Below are 18,117 nucleotides of genomic sequence, written 5' to 3'. Positions count from 1 at the left end.
TAACTTTACCACAAAAAGCAATCTGTATAAAAAAACGATTCTAGCAAATTGTTTCCAATAAAGCTGGCCAAAACACACAAAAAAGCTTCCTGTGGCAGGAAGCTCCAGATTGTTGACAAAATCCTAAAATGCTTTTCATTTTAGGGTTTTGTCATCTTTTCAGCGTGATTGAAAACCCTTGAAGTCTAGGAAGGACGAGCATAGGAGCGGAGCGAATGTTCTAATTCGTGAGCACCGAAGCGTAGTCCTGACAACGAATGCGAGGGTTTGTCGACACGCTGAAGCTTCCTGTGACAGGAAGCTCCATTATTTGTGTTCTAAAGGCTCCATATGAACATGCGAATAATCAATCGCATGCTCCTCCTTCATTCTCCGCTCGATTTCATTGGCTATATCGTGGCTTTCCGTAATATTTAAATCTGCCGATACCTCAACCACCACATCAACATGAACCGTACTGCCCAAGTATCTTGCTTTTATGTCTTTTAAACGGCTCACACCGGAGATTTTTTCGATTGTCTGTTTATAAGCAGAAATGTCCTTTATGTCGAATCCATCTGTCAAAGAGTGAGATGACTCTTTAAAAATATCCCATGCGGTCTTGCAAATAAGCAGACCGATCACAAACGCAGTGACCGTATCAATCCAAGCAAGATGGAATTGAGCAGCCACAATGCCGATAAATGTGCCGATACTGACGAATGCGTCTGATTTATTATCAGCAGCCGCAGCAAGGAGCGCCTGGCTCTTCACCTTTTTGGCCAGCCTTTTATTGTACCGATAAACAATCAGCATCAGGACTGCCCCGCCCGCTGCCGTCCAAGCCGCAATCATATCAGGCGTCTCTTGTTTAGCAGAAAAAATAGATTCTCCGGCGCTGAACAGCACTTGCAGTCCGACAACCATCATAATAAACGATGCGATAAGCGATGCAATCGTTTCCGCTCGAAAGTGGCCGTATGGATGATCTTCGTCAGGAGGCTTTTGAGAGATGCGCAGGCCAATCAGCACAGCAACAGAAGCAATAATGTCAGTTGTGTTATTTAACCCGTCTGCCGTAAGTGCTTCCGAGTGAAAAAGATAACCGATGATCAGTTTAATTGCGGAAAGAACAAGATACGCGGCAATGCTGACCAGCGCTCCGGATTCTCCCTTTTTCAGTTCATCATATCTCTCCATACAAAACCTCCTCCCCGCTCACATTTGGCTATTATTATCTTACAAAGCTGAACCGCAGTGGGTCTACAGAAACATGATTCACCCGCCACAGAAAAATAGTGACGATGGAACTCTTTTTCACTCATCCAATTTATTTGCTCCGCCAAAAAGCCCATCAGATCCAATGACACCAGCGCTTCTCGCATTCTATCGAATTGTAAATAGTACACAAAATCACACAGCGAATAAAAAACGAAACATTTTTTCCACACATTCGCTGAAAGCGCAAACAAAACACTACAAATTTGAAATAAGCTGGTATATTTTCTTACACGAATTTTCGACAAACTGTATATTTATGATAGAGTTTCAATTATCATAATATTCAGTAATGATTGCATTTTAAAAGGAGGTAACTTATGAACCAGTCTCAATCAGGATTAAAAAAGGAATTAAAGACCCGCCATATGACAATGATTTCGATTGCCGGTGTAATCGGAGCCGGCCTATTTGTAGGCAGCGGTTCAGTGATTCACTCGACCGGTCCGGGTGCCGTTGTTTCTTACGCGTTAGCCGGATTATTGGTGATTTTTATTATGAGAATGCTCGGTGAGATGTCTGCCGTAAACCCGACGAGCGGATCGTTTTCTCAATACGCTCACGACGCCATCGGACCGTGGGCAGGATTTACAATCGGCTGGCTGTACTGGTTTTTCTGGGTGATCGTCATCGCGATCGAAGCCATTGCCGGTGCTGGCATTATTCAATACTGGTTCCATGATATTCCGCTGTGGCTGACAAGTTTGATCTTGACCATTGTGCTCACCCTGACAAACGTCTACTCCGTTAAGTCTTTCGGTGAGTTTGAATATTGGTTCTCCCTCATTAAAGTTGTGACTATCATTGCTTTTCTAATCATTGGTTTTGCCTTTATTTTTGGCTTTGCACCGGGCAGTGAGCCAGTCGGTTTATCGAATCTTACAGGCAAAGGCGGATTTTTCCCGGAAGGCATCAGCTCCGTATTGCTCGGCATTGTCGTTGTCATCTTCTCTTTTATGGGAACTGAAATCGTTGCCATTGCAGCAGGGGAAACATCCAACCCGATCGAATCTGTGACAAAAGCCACCAGATCCGTTGTATGGCGCATCATCGTCTTTTACGTGGGCTCAATCGCCATTGTCGTGGCGCTGTTGCCATGGAATTCAGCAAATATTTTAGAAAGCCCTTTCGTCGCTGTACTTGAGCATATAGGAGTGCCCGCAGCCGCACAGATTATGAACTTTATCGTCCTCACAGCCGTACTCTCTTGCCTGAATTCAGGTTTGTATACCACATCCAGAATGCTGTATTCTCTTGCAGAAAGAAACGAAGCGCCGCGCCGTTTTATGAAATTGAGCAAAAAAGGCGTTCCCGTACAAGCCATTGTGGCCGGGACATTTTTCTCTTATATCGCGGTCGTAATGAACTATTTTTCACCGGATACCGTCTTTTTATTCTTAGTCAACTCATCAGGCGCAATCGCTTTACTCGTCTATCTTGTCATCGCTGTTTCCCAGCTGAAAATGCGGAAAAAACTCGAAAAAACAAACCCAGAAGCATTGAAGATCAAAATGTGGCTCTTCCCTTTCCTAACCTACTTGACCATCATCGCCATTTGCGGAATTTTAGTATCCATGGCGTTTATTGATTCCATGAGAGACGAGCTGCTGCTGACAGGCGTCATCACGGGAATCGTTCTGATTTCTTACCTTGTGTTCAGAAAACGCAAGGTGAGCGAGAAAGCGGCTGCCAACCCAGTTACACAGCAGCAGCCCGATATCCTGCCTTAATGCTGATCAAATCCTAAACGGCCTGCCGTTTAGGATTTTGTTATTTTCTTCTTCGGGCGGGCTGCAGCACGAAGATTTTTTGTAACCATCACGTCCTTATTGTCATTAACTATAGTACCAATTTGGAAAATTTAGATAAGGACAGATGAAAATGACACTTGAAAAATTTGTGGATGCTCTCCCAATCCCAGATACACTAAAGCCAGTACAGCAATCAAAAGAAAAAACATACTACGAAGTCACCATGGAGGAATGCACTCATCAGCTCCATCGCGATCTCCCTCCAACCCGCCTGTGGGGCTACAACGGCTTATTTCCGGGGCCGACCATTGAGGTTAAAAGAAATGAAAACGTATATGTAAAATGGATGAACAATCTTCCTTCCACGCATTTCCTTCCGATTGATCACACCATTCATCACAGTGACAGCCAGCATGAAGAGCCCGAGGTAAAGACTGTTGTTCATTTACACGGCGGCGTCACGCCAGATGATAGTGACGGGTATCCGGAGGCTTGGTTTTCCAAAGACTTTGAACAAACAGGACCTTATTTCAAAAGAGAGGTTTATCATTATCCAAACCAGCAGCGCGGGGCTATATTGTGGTATCACGATCACGCCATGGCGCTCACCAGGCTAAATGTCTATGCCGGACTTGTCGGTGCTTATATCATTCATGATCCAAAGGAAAAACGCTTAAAACTGCCTTCAGACGAATACGATGTGCCGCTTCTTATCACAGACCGCACGATCAATGAGGATGGTTCTTTGTTTTATCCGAGCGCACCGGAAAACCCTTCTCCGTCACTGCCTAATCCTTCAATCGTTCCGGCTTTTTGCGGAGAAACCATACTCGTCAACGGGAAGGTATGGCCATACTTGGAAGTCGAGCCAAGGAAATACCGATTCCGTGTCATCAACGCCTCCAATACAAGAACCTATAACCTGTCACTCGATAATGGCGGAGAGTTTATTCAGATTGGTTCAGATGGAGGGCTCCTGCCGCGATCTGTTAAACTGAATTCTTTCAGCCTTGCGCCTGCTGAACGTTATGATATCATCATTGACTTCACAGCATATGAAGGAGAATCGATCATTTTGGCAAACAGCGCGGGCTGCGGCGGTGACGTCAATCCTGAAACAGATGCGAATATCATGCAATTCAGAGTCACAAAACCATTGGCACAAAAAGACGAAAGCAGAAAGCCGAAGTACCTCGCCTCATACCCTTCGGTACAGCATGAAAGAATACAAAACATCAGAACGTTAAAACTGGCAGGCACCCAGGACGAATATGGCAGACCCGTCCTTCTGCTTAATAACAAACGCTGGCACGATCCCGTCACAGAAGCACCAAAAGTCGGCACAACTGAAATATGGTCGATTATCAACCCGACACGCGGAACACATCCGATTCACCTGCATCTCGTCTCCTTCCGTGTATTAGACCGGCGGCCGTTTGATATCGCCCGTTATCAAGAAAGCGGGGAATTGTCCTATACCGGTCCGGCTGTCCCGCCGCCGCCAAGTGAAAAGGGCTGGAAAGACACCATTCAAGCGCATGCAGGTGAAGTCCTAAGAATCGCGGCGACATTCGGTCCGTACAGCGGACGATACGTATGGCATTGCCATATTCTAGAGCATGAAGACTATGACATGATGAGACCGATGGATATAACAGATCCCCATAAATAATCCGACAAACTTGCCTCTAGCAGGCAAGTTTTTTCTTTATGAAACCTTCGGCCCTATTTATCGTATTACGTAAAAACAGCAAAAAGGAGCTGCTTTTTATGCTGACACACGACCTACATGAAAAAATAAAGCAATACATTTCCATTTATGCTGAATTAAAATCAAAATTAAAATGGAAAGTTTCACAAGACCAGATATTAATGCTCATTTCTTCTGCATATATTGTGAATAAAAGAGAGTTTGATTTTCAGCGCTTTTATGATTTGAGCAGCTATATCAAATCAAACATCGGCAGCTTCTCAACACTCAATTCACACCACCGCTTTACTGTTGCATCTATTCTGGACATTCATTTTCAGCATGAGGCAAAACAAACATTTCATACATTTCATACTTTTATCGATGTATACAATGAAATGGTGAAGCTAGGATATAAGCGGGATATGTTCACATACCTTTCCGCTCTGATCTTGCTCACTGGAAAATCTGAAACGACAAACCAAAAAGAACAGATGAACATGGGGCTAGCTGTTTATCAGCAGATGAAAAAAAATCATTATTTCCTCACTTCAACTCAGAATGTTCCGCTTGCCGTACTGCTTGGAGAAAACGGAGAAGGTTTGCAGGCGCTACAGAAGGCGGAAACATGCTATCAGCTGCTGGCAGCCAACGGCTTTAAAAAAGGACAGTACTTACATCAGGTCAGTCATATTCTGGCCTTGCAAAGTGAAAAAGAGCCCGAAATGCTTGTTTCCGCTTGCAAACAGATATATCAATCGATCACTGAATCTGTCAAAAAACCAAAGGATTATCATTATCCAGACCTTGCTCTCCTCACCTTTCTGGAGGAGCCAGATATCAAAACCGTTTTGTGCATCACTGACGAATTAAACCAGGAAAAAGCTTTTAAATGGCAAAAGGAAATGAATTTTAAAATTGCTGTCAGCCTCTATCTCAGTGAGCATATGGAGAAAAATCTGCTGATGGAATCAGGACTATACACCGCTATCGAAACAGCCATTCAAGCGCAGCAGGCAGCCGCGACAGCTGCCATCATCAGCTCAACAGCAGCCAGCCATACTCATGATGGAAACTAAAGGAGGAGAAACATGCCATACATCACATTAGAAGATCAGACACGCCTTTACTATGAAACACACGGGAACGGGACGCCGATCCTGTTTATACATGGGGTGCTGATGAGCGGACAATTTTTCCACAAACAATTTTCGGCGCTTTCTGCCAATTATCAATGTATTCGTCTTGATCTTAGAGGACACGGCGAATCTGACAAAGTGCTTCATGGGCACACCATTTCCCAATATGCCCGTGACATAAGGGAATTTCTAAATGCAATGGAGCTTGACCATGTCGTTCTTGCCGGCTGGTCAATGGGCGCTTTTGTCGTATGGGATTATCTCAATCAGTTTGGGAATGATAATAACATTCAAGCCGCTGTGATCATCGATCAATCCGCTTCCGACTATCAATGGGAGGGCTGGGAACACGGTCCATTTGATTTTGACGGCTTAAAAACAGCGATGCACGCCATTCAAACTGACCCGCTGCCTTTCTACGGAAGCTTCATCCAGAATATGTTCGCAGAACCGCCTGCCGAGACCGAAACAGAATGGATGCTGGCAGAAATCCTCAAACAGCCGGCTGCCATTTCTAGCACGATTTTATTTAACCAAACGGCCGCTGATTACCGGGGCACCCTCCAAAACATCAATGTGCCGACATTGTTGTGCTTCGGGGAAGACAAGAAATTTTTCTCTACAGCAGCTGGAGAACACTTGCGCAGCAATATTCCAAACGCGACACTCGTTACCTTTTCTAAAAGCAGCCATTGCCCGTTTTTAGAAGAGCCAGATGCTTTTAACAGCACAGTCCTCTCCTTTTTAGATGGGGTTATTGGAAAGTCATAAAGAAAAAGGAATTAGGAGATTAGGGAAAAGTATGAGACAATAAGAAATGTGCAGTAAAATACATGAGGGAAGAAGTGACTTTATGTCTTACTATAACAAACGAAATCAAGAACCGCTGCCAAAAGAAGATGTGAGTACTTGGGAATGCACAAAAGAAGACTGTAATGGCTGGACCCGAAAAAACTTCGCCAGCAGTGATACGCCATTGTGCCCTTTGTGCGGAAGTAAAATGGTCGACGGCATCCGTTCATTAGTGAATCTCCAAAACAACAGCCAAACGAAAACAAGCTAGTTCTTCCCTATAACAAATGCAGTCTCCTTCAAGCAAACAAACCCCGAACGGAGACAAAATTCTATATTTCAGAATAAAAGCCTCTTATTGCAAGAGGCCAAATACGAAGAAAGAAGCCCAAAACTGTAAACGTTTAGGGCTTTTTTGTCTGTTTTAATATGGATATAAGAGGAGTGATAACGTGATCTCAAACCAGCAGCAAAAAGAAGATCTGCGTTCAAAAAGCTGAATGTTGCAATGAACTCATATGTTGAACTTCTGTTTTTGTCGGTACCTCTGATTCATATCTTTAAATGGCTCGGATCATTAGCCCTGCACCTCATCCATTAAAAAAGCCACTCAGCTCATGCCGAGTGGTTTTTATTAGTTAATCACCGAAAAGCTGTTGATGATGCCGTTCGGATTTTCCCATACTTTTTTGAAGGTCTTATCTTCAAGGCTATAGGAATAAATCGTCCGCACCTTAGCTTCACGCCCTGTTTCGTCCTTCAGCTTTTTAGCCCCCTTGGCTTCGGCAAGAAAATAAATGTTCTTCCCATCCTTAGAGAACTGAGGCTGTGCGTCAATTAACAGCTTAAATGATTTTTGATTTGAGATGATGCTTTCATATTTTTTCGTATCCGCATTGAGCATTTGAATAGAAGCGGTTTGCTCCGTTCCTTTCTGCGTATATGATGTGAATAAAATACGTTTATCATCATCAGAAACAGCAATATCGCTGATAAATTGGTTCAGGCTTTTCAGCTCATTAAATTTATTTTGGCGGCCTTCCGCAAAATGAATCGTTGTCGGTTCAGGGTCGATGCCCTTTTCGTTTGCTTCATCTGTTTTCTTGTAGTCTTCTTCTACAGAATAATGAAGCAATGCAAATGAATCGTTTTTTTGGTTATAAAAGAAGCTGCTGACGGTGTCATCTTGATCATTAGCGGCAGGATAAAGATTTTTGTACTTTTTCGTTTTTAGATCAAAAGCGGTGATCCGAAAATTGCTTTCGTCCGCTTTTCCTAAGCGGAAATAGATGGTTGAACGGTCCTTTGATAAAAACAAACTGTCCGCACTCTCCGCGCCTTTATAAAGCATCGTCTTTTTATTAGACTTTAGATCCAGTTTAAAAAGCCTCATTTCATTCTGTTCATTATTGCCCGTATAATAGAGCACCTGCTGTTTTTGATCCAAGGCAAATGCCGGATAGCTGGTCAGCTTCTCCTCATGGATCACCTTGTCATTTTCATAATACTTTGTCAGCAGTTTCGTATCTGTAATTGAAACCAGCAGCTCATCACCGCTTTCGGTATTGACTGAAACATCAGCAGCCTTTTCATGGCCTTTATCCTTTGTAACATAAAACGCAACCCCCGCGGCAGCTGCCGCTATCATCACTGCTAACAATAATATGATTATTTTTTTCATCTTTTATCTCCACCAATAGAAAAAGCAAGAATGTGACTTCTTGCTTTCCAGATTATATATGTACATTAATAGCTGTAATGCCCCGCTACTTTACCTTTGCTTAATGGATATCCAAGCGCTTTAAACGCTTTAGGGCTAACATCCAGCACTGCATTAGGCATTCTGCCAACATCATTTTTATAAACCGTAATCACCTTTTTAGGCTTCGCTTTTGCATAAGCTCTGATTTTTGTCCCGTTTCTAGGAACATCAAATCCGATTTTGGTCGCACAATCCCAATGTCCAAGTTTCTTACCTGAAGAGCCTTTTTTCCCGACTCCATTATACCAAGTAATATTTCCGTTCACATGTTTCGCACTGGCATCTGATGAAAAACTAAAAGCTCCCAAAGTACTTCCTACTAAGATAAAAGCGGCTAAAATGACTTTCTTCAACATTTCGTCCCCCTGTTTGTTAACATCTAGGAAGATTATACACGATCAACCAGCTATTTTTTATTTCAATATCCTTACAGTAATGTTACAAAGTCAAAAAAGTTACCTCTGCTAAATTAAACCATGGAAGATTATCCTATTATAATAGCGGTATTAGCGTTATAATTATTGATAGAGTAGTTGTCGCATTCAATATGAACGAACCATTACCGTATTGTTCAAACCAAATTCATAGCTATGTAAACGATTGATACTCTCATATAAAGAAAAAAGAGTGTGCGAGACCCTTTTTTCTTCAAAGTTTCTTTTTTCAAAAAAACGTAGATTATATTATATAAAAATTTCATTTCTTTTTTGGTTTTAAAAATGGCGATTTTGTGAACAGTTCATATTGACCGGTGCGGAATTACTCACATCAAAAGTTATAGGAGTGGTAATCCATGAAGGCAGCAAGATGGCATAACCAAAAGGATATCCGTATTGAACATATCGAAGAGCCAAAAACGGAGCCGGGAAAAGTAAAGATCAAAGTCAAATGGTGCGGCATCTGCGGAAGTGATTTACACGAATATCTGGGCGGCCCGATCTTTATTCCGGTTGACAAACCGCACCCATTAACAAATGAAACGGCACCTGTCACAATGGGGCATGAATTCTCCGGTGAAGTTGTCGAAGTCGGAGAAGGCGTTGAAAATTATAAAGTTGGAGACCGCGTCGTAGTCGAGCCGATTTTTGCTACACACGGCCACCAAGGCGCCTACAACCTTGATGAACAAATGGGATTCCTCGGCTTAGCCGGCGGAGGAGGCGGTTTCTCTGAATACGTCTCTGTAGATGAAGAGCTTTTGTTCAAACTTCCTGATGAATTATCATATGAACAAGGCGCGCTCGTTGAACCTTCTGCAGTTGCTCTATACGCTGTCCGCTCAAGCAAACTCAAAGCAGGCGACAAAGCGGCTGTATTCGGCTGCGGCCCGATCGGACTTCTTGTCATTGAAGCGCTGAAGGCTGCCGGTGCAACTGATATTTACGCTGTTGAGCTTTCTCCTGAACGCCAGCAAAAAGCTGAGGAGCTTGGCGCGATCATCGTTGATCCGTCTAAAACAGACGATGTAGTCGCTGAGATTGCAGAACGTACAGGAGGCGGTGTTGACGTAGCATTCGAAGTCACTGGTGTCCCAGTGGTGTTACGACAAGCCATCCAGTCCACTACAATTGCCGGTGAAACCGTCATCGTCAGCATTTGGGAAAAAGGTGCTGAAATCCATCCGAACGATATCGTAATCAAAGAACGTACAGTAAAAGGAATTATCGGATACCGCGACATCTTCCCGGCTGTATTGTCATTAATGAAAGAAGGCTATTTCTCAGCCGACAAACTCGTAACGAAAAAAATCGTACTAGATGATTTGATCGAGGAGGGCTTCGGGGCTCTTATTAAAGAGAAAAGCCAAGTCAAAATCCTTGTCAGACCTAACTAACTTGAAACCAAAAAGAATCCGCACTCGGGTGCGGATTCTTTTTTTAATTATCCAATCACTTCAGCCGCAGAATCCTTCTTTGCCCCGCCGTGATCATAAGCTCGGAAGTTTTCCTCCAGCTGCTCAAGTGAAAGTCCTTTCGTTTCTGGCAAAAACTTCTTCACAAACAGGACAGAGCAAATTCCTAATCCAACGAAGATAAAGAACGTTGTGGACAGCCCGATGGCTGCCAGCAATATTGGAAACGTGAAACTGACTGCAAAATTCACCATCCACAGACAGAATACCGTAACACCCATTCCCAGTCCGCGAAGGCGAAGCGGGAAAATTTCAGATAGCATCAGCCAAGTCACTGGTGAAATGGCGCCCTGCTGAAAAGCAAGAAATGTGACCGTTAATGAAAGGACTACATATGGAAGTGCCGGTGATCCTTCAAGTACAAGTGAGAATATCCCGATTAGCAATAATGCTGTTGTCGTACCGATCAAGCCTGTCATCAGCATCGGCCGGCGCCCCACTCTTCCCAGCAGCCAGATTCCAACGAATGTTGCCAATACCGAAATCACGCCATTCGCAATATTTCCGATTAAAGCGGCTTCCGTTTGGAAACCGGAATTTCTTAGAATTTCAGTCCCATAATACATAATCGAATTCACACCTGTAATTTGCTGTACAATCGCAATCCCTAATCCAATAAACACAATACGGCGCACCCATGGGACCGAAAGATCTTTAAACGTCGCTTTTTCAAGCTGATCTTCTTTTTCGAAAGCGAATTCAATTTCTTGCAGCTCAGCTGCTGCCCGTTTTTCATCCCTGATTTTTTTCAATACACGTAAAGCATCTTCTTTTCTTCCTTTAGAAACAAGCCAGCGGGGACTCTCGGGCATTCTGATCATGCCGAAAAACAGGAACAAGGCTGGAAGTGACGCAATGACCAGCATAAATCTCCACACATGGGAGTTGTCTCCCATTGTTGTTCCAAGGATCGCATTAAAAACAAAGGCCAAAAGCTGTCCTGATACAATCATCAATTCGTTCTGCGTCACCATCCGTCCCCTGCTTTCCACAGGAGACATCTCTGCTAAATAGGCAGGCACCGTTACTGATGCACCCCCGACCGCAATACCAAGCACAAAACGGGAAATAATCATGACCGTAACATTTGGTGCAAACGTACACCCGATCGTTGAAATAAAAAATATAACAGCGAGGAACAAAATATTTTTGCGGCGGCCGTTAAAATCAGACATCCTGCCGCCAAACACAGCACCTAGCGCCGCTCCAAAAAGAAGTGAACTGGTGACAAGGCCCTCTGTGAAGGCATTGAGATTAAGCTGATCCGGCTCTCCCATATACGGCAAAGCTCCATTGAGCACACCGGTATCATAGCCAAAAAGAAGCCCGCCGAAAGTCGAGACTAAAATAATTGTGCGTAAAAATGACATTTGATTGCCTTGTTTATTCATACTGTTTCCCCCAGTCTTTTTCAAAATGCGTATGTCAAAAACTTATTCCAGGGCTGATGCCTTCCCCACATTTCGTAAGCAGGCTTCAGAAAATAGTTGTTCATGTTTTTATCCAATAACCTCATAACCTTCCCTTCTTCTTAGCATGTCAGTCCCAATGGAAGCGGTTTCATTTCTCACTAAAAGAACAATGGTCATTTCTTTGTGCATATCCTTGTTGGTATTTATTAGTCACTTAATAGTTCAATTGTAGTTATGTTATAGTGACATTTTTGTTATATCTGATATTATCATAATTATAAAAACGCTTTCAGTCAATATAAATTTCTGAAAATTTTTTACTCTATAAAAGAAAAATCACCAATTCAAGGGGAAAATGAACGTTTTTCTTCATGAAAATGTGTGAATCAAGTCAAAAACCCTGTGATTTTCTGTTCATATCGATAAATGAGTAAGTGTTGGGTAACTTCTCCTGTTTTTCTCTGTAAAATCAAACATTCGTTCAATTGTTTCAGACTCAGGATAAAAGGAAATAGAGAAGAAAATAAAAGAAGGCTGACTTAAGGGAGGCAACCAAAATGAATGAGGGTTATATCATTGCAGGCCTTTTATTATTGACAGCGGGGATGATTGATTTTTTATGGACCACGTTATGGTTAGAGAGCGGTGCAGGCCCGATCACAAGATGCCTGTCTGCCTGGCTGTGGAAGGGCTGCCGCAAAATCAGCGGTGACCACGCAAAGGTTCTAAGTATGGCTGGTCCTCTGCTGTTATGCCTGACGTTAGTGATATGGATCAGTCTATTTTGGAGCGGGTGGGTTTTGATTTACTCGAGTGACCCTCACTCACTTATGGAAACTCAATCAAAAGAACCGGCTTCCTGGTCAGACCGAATTTATTTTTCCGGCTATGTCATGTTTACATTAGGAAATGGCGACCTCGCTCCGAACGGAGGCCTATGGAAGCTTGTCACGATTATTGAAACAGCTCAAGGACTACTTACCATCACGTTTTCTGTCACGTATTTGATTTCCGTCTTGAGTGCTGTTAATCAAAAACGCTCCTTTGCCCAAAGTGTATTAAGTCTAGGGCATGACGGAACAGAAATCGTCCATAATGCATGGAATGGCAAAGATTTTCACGACATTGATTTTCTTCTTGTCGCTGCCTCATCAGAACTGGGAAAGCTGACCGCTCAGCATAACGCCTTCCCCATCCTTCATTTTTACCACAGCACGCAGCATCAGGAATCATCCATTATAGCTGTTGCTGTATTGGATGAGGCTCTAACCATTTTCAAATACGGAATTCCTGAACAATATCAGCCGAATCAGCTTCACATCAAAGAAGCGCGCTCAAGTATCAAAAACTACCTGGATACCGTTCATACTGCCTATATCCATCCTGCAGAACAAGCGCCGCCGGAACCAGACATCTCAAAGCTTCAACAATCAGGCATACCGGCTTTATCAAAGCAATCATTTCAAATTGCCGTCAATTCAATAAAGGAACGTCGTCAATTGCTGCTGGGAATTATCCAAGCGGGTGCTCGAAAATGGCCTGTGCAGGAGCAAGCAATAGGTAACGCATATTCTCCTAAATAAAAAAGTCCGGAGTGTCTGATCACTCCAGACTTTTCACTGTCTTATACAAGCTTCTGGCCGCAATTCGGGCAAAAATTAGCTTCACCGGTTTTTGTTCCGCAGTTTGGACAGAAATTCGGTTTGCTTCCGCTGCCAGTTGACTGTGGGCCTGATGACTGTGCCTGATGATCCTGATTCATTTGGTTCATCATCTGATTGGCCATATTCATTCCCATCATCATTCCAGCCATATCCGAAGCCGCTCCGCCTCCGCTCATCTTTCCGGATGCCATTCCATCCGTCATTGATATTTGCTGGTATCTGTTCACATCCCCAACCATACCGTAGGAAGCGTTCTTTGTAATCATATCTTGAACCTCTTGAGGATAATTAAAGCTCATGATTTGAAAACGAGTGACCGTCATCCCGTCGCTTATTAATTGCATATCTAAGTCCTCTTGAATTCCCTTGGCAATATCAAAAGCGTTTGCTTGAAGATTAAACATATCTTTCCCTTCTCTTGTGATCCACTTCATGAGAAGCTGATCCAGAATAGAAATGATACGGGTTTTAATATCCTCTACAAAATATTGATCTTTCACGCCAGCGATTTTATCAATCAGGCTGATATAGTCCTGCACCTTGAAATTAAATGTGCCGTTTGCGCGAATAGGCATCCCGCCTGGCATTCCCGCTGCCGGAATATTTATCGCCTGTTTTGTTCCCCATCTTACGGTAAATTCCTTCGTATTGACAAACAGCACCTCAGCTCGCATGCCGCTGTTAAAGCCAAACTTAAAGCCCTTTAATGTTGAAAGGAATGGAATAATTTCTGATTCAATATCATAATCGCCATCATCTTGAAAGACTCCTTCAATCCGCCCATTGTTCAAAAAGACAGCATCCTGTCCGGGACGAATGATCAAACGGCTCCCTTTTTTGATTTCACGATTGTTCCATTTATAAAAAATCATATCATCTCTAAATTCTTCCCACTCTATTACATTTGCTAATTGGTTTCTGAAAAACGACATTACGCCTCTCCCTTTCTCTATTTCTTACATTTAGAAACTGCCCCGGCTCCCACTGTATGACGTGCCGCCTTTCGTAACACCGCCATCGCTGCCGCTGTCTTTATCTGATGGTTTTCTTTCTCTTGTTACAGTCGTTCTAATATAAGTGTCGTATTGATCAATCACATCAGACGTACGCTGATCCATATATGTATTTCCATTAACCGTTACTTTGCCGCCTGCATGATAAAGCATGATTGAAACCGCAATTCCCCCGACTGCGATGGCAGCAATCAGCTGAAACCACCATGTAAAGAATATGTTGTCAGGGTTTACTCCCGGTTTTATGCCCATATCTTTATAGGAAAGCTGAATATATGTCTCAAAAGCTTTAAAATAATTTTCATTGGATAAATCAGATGAAATCGTATTTCTGATGCTATTGAGCCTGCTGTTGTCCAAATACTGTTCGGCTTTTTTGAAGCCTGCGATAAACACTTCTCTGTTTGTCATATCAATCGTCAGAATGGCTGTGCTGCCTTTTCCGTAACGATCATAAAAATCGCCGGTATAGTCGGCAATATCTTCACCGTTTGTGCTTTTGGTCGTAATAATGATGAAATCAGTGTCCCTCTTTGCACCCAGCTCTGCCGAGAGAGATTCAAGTTTTCCGATCTCCGCTTTTGACAATAGATGAGCACGATCGTACACATGCTGCTGCGATTCAGAGGCTCTTGCCGCTTCGATACCCAGTAAAGGCATCATGATGAAAACAGCCAGCACAACAAAGATCGCTTTCCCAAAAAATCCACGCATCAAAATCCGCCTCCCATCATCAATGAGACGAGCTTCAACGCAAGAAATGTCCCGCCTGCTATTCCGCTAAACCATGCCGCCACTTTTCCTCGACTGATCGGCGGCTTTCCAACAACCTTTCCTGTTTGCCCGTTCATCGCAAAGATATGCTCCGCTCTTTCATAATCGTAACTGACCATCCAAACAGGAAGCAAAACGTAAAAGCTGTTCACGTTTTTCGTGTGAATATGTTTGTCCCTCACATTGACTGACGTATATCCGGAAAAAGTAGAATGGATGTATGAATCTATATAACTGCTGATTTTCTCTTTTGCCCTCGGAAAAAGCTCCTCATCGGTATAATTGTACTTTTCCGCAATATAACCGGCCAAATATGCCGTTTGAAAGTCCTTCAGCTCTTCGTATGAATAAGGCTCCAATTTGTCCATTAATTCGTCTTTCATTTTTTCAGAGGCATCGACAGGGATTTTCAAATAATCGAGATTGATATCACGAAACGCTTCAAAGTGCTCTGTTTCCGTGCAAATATAATCCCCTTCTTCATACCGGTGGACCCGGGTACAGTTTGCTCTCACCTGTACTTCACTATTTAAATCAAACATCCAAAACGGAATATACATGCCGGTGATGCTTTTAATGCGATCGGCAGACATGAAACCTCTTGGTGTCAGAAGGCCTTTTTTGCACCACTTTCGAAATGCCTGCTCCGCTTCTTGTTTACTGATTGTAAATGGGATGACTTTCGCCGGTGCCAAATGACCCGATAAACGATCGGCAAGTATTGCAGCACCCCCGCAGAAGCTGCACGTCGTTGCTGTCGTTTCAGCTTCCGTGATCAAAACGGCGCCGCAATTTTCACATTGATATTCTTTTGCTTCATCATCAGAAAACCGTGCCACAATGTTTTCTTTCGGAAGGCTTTCAATATTGTCCTGTCTTCCGCAGCTGCCGCAGGATAACGAGCCGGTTTCACTGTCAAATGCCATATCACTGCCGCAGTTCGGACACTTATAAGATATTATCATTACCGTTCCCTCTCACATCTTATGATAAAATGACGCCGCAGCCGAAAGCTGTGGCCTCCTATGTATTACTTATCGAGCATCATTTTCGCTTTTAACGCCGCAAGTTCATCATCAACCTGGCTTGAACTGCCAGTGTCATACTTTGCAGTCAGATCAGCCATATCATCCTGCGGAGCGCTGTTCAGTTCAGCCATTGCATTGGCCTGATCAAGTGCCTTATTTACTTTGTCCTCCATTCGGCCGAATGCAGACATTGATTGGCTTGTACTTGAAACAGAAGCGCCCAGTTTGTTCATTCTTTCTTGCGTTTTCGCTACTGCCCACTTCGCCTTGATCATATTTTTACGTGCTTCCAGCTCTCCAATGTCAGATACCAATTTGTCATGCATCTTTCTCATCTGTGCGGCATTGGTTGCAGCAATTTGATTCGCCGCCTGCAGCTCAGAAAGCTTTGACTCCAAAGATGTTTTTCTTTCAAGAAATTTTCTCGCATCGCTCTCATTCCCGGCTTGCAGCGCCCTCATTGCATAGCTTTCCATCTTTTCCATATCCGCCTGGCATTCGTGATATTCTCTTTTTGCTCTCTGCTCCTCGGCCATAACAGCTGCTGTTTCTGCCTTAACCTTAGCCAAATCGCTATTCATATTTCTTAAATATTGATCTACCATTTTCTCCGGATTTTCAGCCTTGTCCAATAAAGCATTGATATTCGCAGACATAATATCTTTAAATCTTCCAATGATACTCATTATATCGTTCCTCCTAAAGCTAATTCGTTAACCTTTGTTACATATACTATTTATTATCGTTAAAAGTTTCACTTTTTTAATAAAAAATGACATTTCAAACAAAAAATATACAACTTTTTACCTGAACAAAAATGTAAGCAATAAAAAAAGATGCCCCCAAAAGTCCAAAGACTTTCAAGGAACATCTTCAATGATTTACAAAGAAACTTCAATCTCATCCAAGCTCGGCAGTGCATCAATCGCTCCAATTTTAGTGCACACAAGAGCTCCGACCTTATTGGCAAACGCCACAATCTCACGCAGTTTCACAAAATCTGCTTCTACAGATTGAATATGGTCCGTGTTTGCCAATTGATATAAAGCCGCACCGACAAAAGCATCTCCGGCTCCTGTTGAGTCGATTGATGTCACCGGAATGCTTGGAATGATTTCATGATCTTTTCCATTGGAAAGAAGCGTTCCGCTTTTCCCAAGTGTCACAGCGACAATGTTGGCTCCGATCCCATGAAGGATCGCAACACCCTTTTCATGATCCTTCACACCGCTTATAATCTCAAGCTCCTCGTCACTGACTTTCACAAAATCACTTACAGCGATCGCTTTTTTCGCAACACTTACAAACTCTGAGACTCTTCCCCTCCATAAATCTTCACGGTAGTTAGGGTCAAACGAAATAAACTGTCCATTGTCTTTCGCAATCGACATCAGCCGTAAATAGGCTGAGCAAAACGGATCGGATAACAGTGCCGTCGCAGAACCGAAATGAAGAATTTTCGCTTCGTTTAGTTTTTCCTGGTCAATATCCTCCAGCGTAAACAAAGCGTCCGCGCCTCTATTAAAAACAAAGTCACGCTCTCCATTTTGTTTTAATGAAACAAAAGCAAGCGTTGTAGGCGCTTTCTCATCCATCACCAGCATAGAGGTATCGACATGTACAGCGTCCAATGTTTGCTTCAGAAAATACCCAAATGGATCCTTTCCTACTTTTCCGCTGAAAGCGGCGTCTCCGCCCAGCTTAGCAATTGCTGCTGACACATTCGCCGGTGCCCCGCCGGCACTTTTCAGGAAATGGCGCCCTTCCATTAAATCAACGTCAACATCGGTACAAAAGAAATCAATCAACAATTCCCCAATACAAACTACAGAATGACTACGCATATTATCACACTCATTTATAAAGTCTAGATTACAGTCTCAGTATATTACTTTCTGCCATAAATACAACATTGAATATTAA

Annotated in this window: 17 protein-coding genes and 1 pseudogene; 9 read left to right on the top strand and 9 right to left on the bottom strand. The window is 43.0% G+C overall.

Annotated elements, in window-relative coordinates:
* Positions 1–306: 306 nt before the first annotated feature.
* Positions 307–1,179, bottom strand: a complete 873-nt coding sequence (mneS, locus tag AC0OMA_RS03660; protein WP_015382984.1) for a manganese transporter MneS — start codon at positions 1,177–1,179, stop codon at positions 307–309.
* Positions 1,180–1,252: 73 nt separating this feature from the next.
* Here mneS and AC0OMA_RS03655 point away from each other — a divergent pair, with 73 nt between their 5' ends.
* The 7 genes and pseudogenes from AC0OMA_RS03655 to AC0OMA_RS03625 all read left to right on the top strand — a co-directional run.
* Positions 1,253–1,540: a hypothetical protein gene (locus tag AC0OMA_RS03655; protein WP_046340212.1), complete on the top strand. Its 288-nt coding sequence runs from the start codon at positions 1,253–1,255 to the stop codon at positions 1,538–1,540.
* 37 nt (positions 1,541–1,577) lie between these two features.
* Positions 1,578–2,987, top strand: a complete 1,410-nt coding sequence (gene gabP / locus AC0OMA_RS03650) for a GABA permease (RefSeq protein WP_015382983.1) — start codon at positions 1,578–1,580, stop codon at positions 2,985–2,987.
* 151 nt (positions 2,988–3,138) lie between these two features.
* Entirely contained in the window at positions 3,139–4,680 is a 1,542-nt protein-coding gene (cotA, locus tag AC0OMA_RS03645; RefSeq protein WP_014479048.1) for an outer spore coat copper-dependent laccase CotA, read from the top strand.
* Between the two features lie 98 nt (positions 4,681–4,778).
* A complete protein-coding gene (locus AC0OMA_RS03640; protein WP_474221915.1) occupies positions 4,779–5,777 on the top strand; it encodes a DUF4003 domain-containing protein in 999 nt (332 codons plus the stop codon).
* Positions 5,778–5,789: 12 nt separating this feature from the next.
* A complete protein-coding gene (locus tag AC0OMA_RS03635) occupies positions 5,790–6,608 on the top strand; it encodes an alpha/beta fold hydrolase (protein ID WP_015382980.1) in 819 nt (272 codons plus the stop codon).
* A gap of 82 nt (positions 6,609–6,690) precedes the next feature.
* Complete coding sequence (locus AC0OMA_RS03630) at positions 6,691–6,900, top strand: cold-shock protein (RefSeq protein WP_003234008.1); 210 nt, start codon at positions 6,691–6,693, stop codon at positions 6,898–6,900.
* Positions 6,901–7,101: 201 nt separating this feature from the next.
* Positions 7,102–7,230, top strand: a pseudogene (locus AC0OMA_RS03625) (hypothetical protein); the annotation flags it as partial.
* A 33-nt stretch (positions 7,231–7,263) separates the two neighbouring features.
* Here the strand turns inward: AC0OMA_RS03625 and AC0OMA_RS03620 are convergent.
* Entirely contained in the window at positions 7,264–8,310 is a 1,047-nt protein-coding gene (locus AC0OMA_RS03620; protein WP_474221914.1) for a hypothetical protein, read from the bottom strand.
* A gap of 65 nt (positions 8,311–8,375) precedes the next feature.
* A complete protein-coding gene (gene walM, locus AC0OMA_RS03615; RefSeq protein ID WP_003234013.1) occupies positions 8,376–8,747 on the bottom strand; it encodes a cell wall metabolism protein WalM in 372 nt (123 codons plus the stop codon).
* Positions 8,748–9,184: 437 nt separating this feature from the next.
* On the opposite strand from walM, the gene bdhA reads away from it, so the two are divergent.
* Positions 9,185–10,225, top strand: a complete 1,041-nt coding sequence (gene bdhA / locus AC0OMA_RS03610) for a (R,R)-butanediol dehydrogenase (RefSeq protein ID WP_003234015.1) — start codon at positions 9,185–9,187, stop codon at positions 10,223–10,225.
* A 47-nt stretch (positions 10,226–10,272) separates the two neighbouring features.
* Here bdhA and iolT read toward each other — a convergent pair whose 3' ends face one another.
* The gene (gene iolT, locus AC0OMA_RS03605; RefSeq protein ID WP_474221913.1) at positions 10,273–11,694 is read right to left on the bottom strand and encodes a myo-inositol transporter IolT; all 1,422 of its coding nucleotides are present in this window, start codon (positions 11,692–11,694) and stop codon (positions 10,273–10,275) included.
* 578 nt (positions 11,695–12,272) lie between these two features.
* Here iolT and AC0OMA_RS03600 point away from each other — a divergent pair.
* A complete protein-coding gene (locus tag AC0OMA_RS03600; protein ID WP_181218442.1) occupies positions 12,273–13,298 on the top strand; it encodes a potassium channel family protein in 1,026 nt (341 codons plus the stop codon).
* Between the two features lie 41 nt (positions 13,299–13,339).
* Here the strand turns inward: AC0OMA_RS03600 and AC0OMA_RS03595 are convergent, their stop codons facing one another.
* The 5 genes from AC0OMA_RS03595 to AC0OMA_RS03575 all read right to left on the bottom strand — a co-directional run bounded on the left by AC0OMA_RS03595 (position 13,340) and on the right by AC0OMA_RS03575 (position 18,038).
* Entirely contained in the window at positions 13,340–14,311 is a 972-nt protein-coding gene (locus AC0OMA_RS03595; protein WP_181218440.1) for an SPFH domain-containing protein, read from the bottom strand.
* 30 nt (positions 14,312–14,341) lie between these two features.
* Positions 14,342–15,106 (bottom strand): TPM domain-containing protein, encoded by a 765-nt coding sequence (locus AC0OMA_RS03590; RefSeq protein ID WP_015252670.1) that lies wholly within the window; start codon positions 15,104–15,106, stop codon positions 14,342–14,344.
* Positions 15,106–16,131: a TFIIB-type zinc ribbon-containing protein gene (locus tag AC0OMA_RS03585; protein WP_181218438.1), complete on the bottom strand. Its 1,026-nt coding sequence runs from the start codon at positions 16,129–16,131 to the stop codon at positions 15,106–15,108. Before AC0OMA_RS03585 ends, AC0OMA_RS03590 begins: the two co-directional genes overlap by 1 nt.
* A 65-nt stretch (positions 16,132–16,196) precedes the next feature.
* Positions 16,197–16,880 carry a PspA/IM30 family protein gene (locus AC0OMA_RS03580; RefSeq protein WP_181218436.1) on the bottom strand — a complete coding sequence of 228 codons (684 nt, stop codon included), beginning with the start codon at positions 16,878–16,880 and terminating at the stop codon, positions 16,197–16,199.
* 195 nt (positions 16,881–17,075) lie between these two features.
* A complete protein-coding gene (locus tag AC0OMA_RS03575) occupies positions 17,076–18,038 on the bottom strand; it encodes a carbohydrate kinase family protein (RefSeq protein ID WP_181218435.1) in 963 nt (320 codons plus the stop codon).
* Between the last annotated feature and the right edge of the window lie 79 nt (positions 18,039–18,117).

The organism is Bacillus sp. AMCV2 (assembly GCF_056033925.1).
This window is presented reverse-complemented; position numbering and strand designations above follow the sequence as displayed.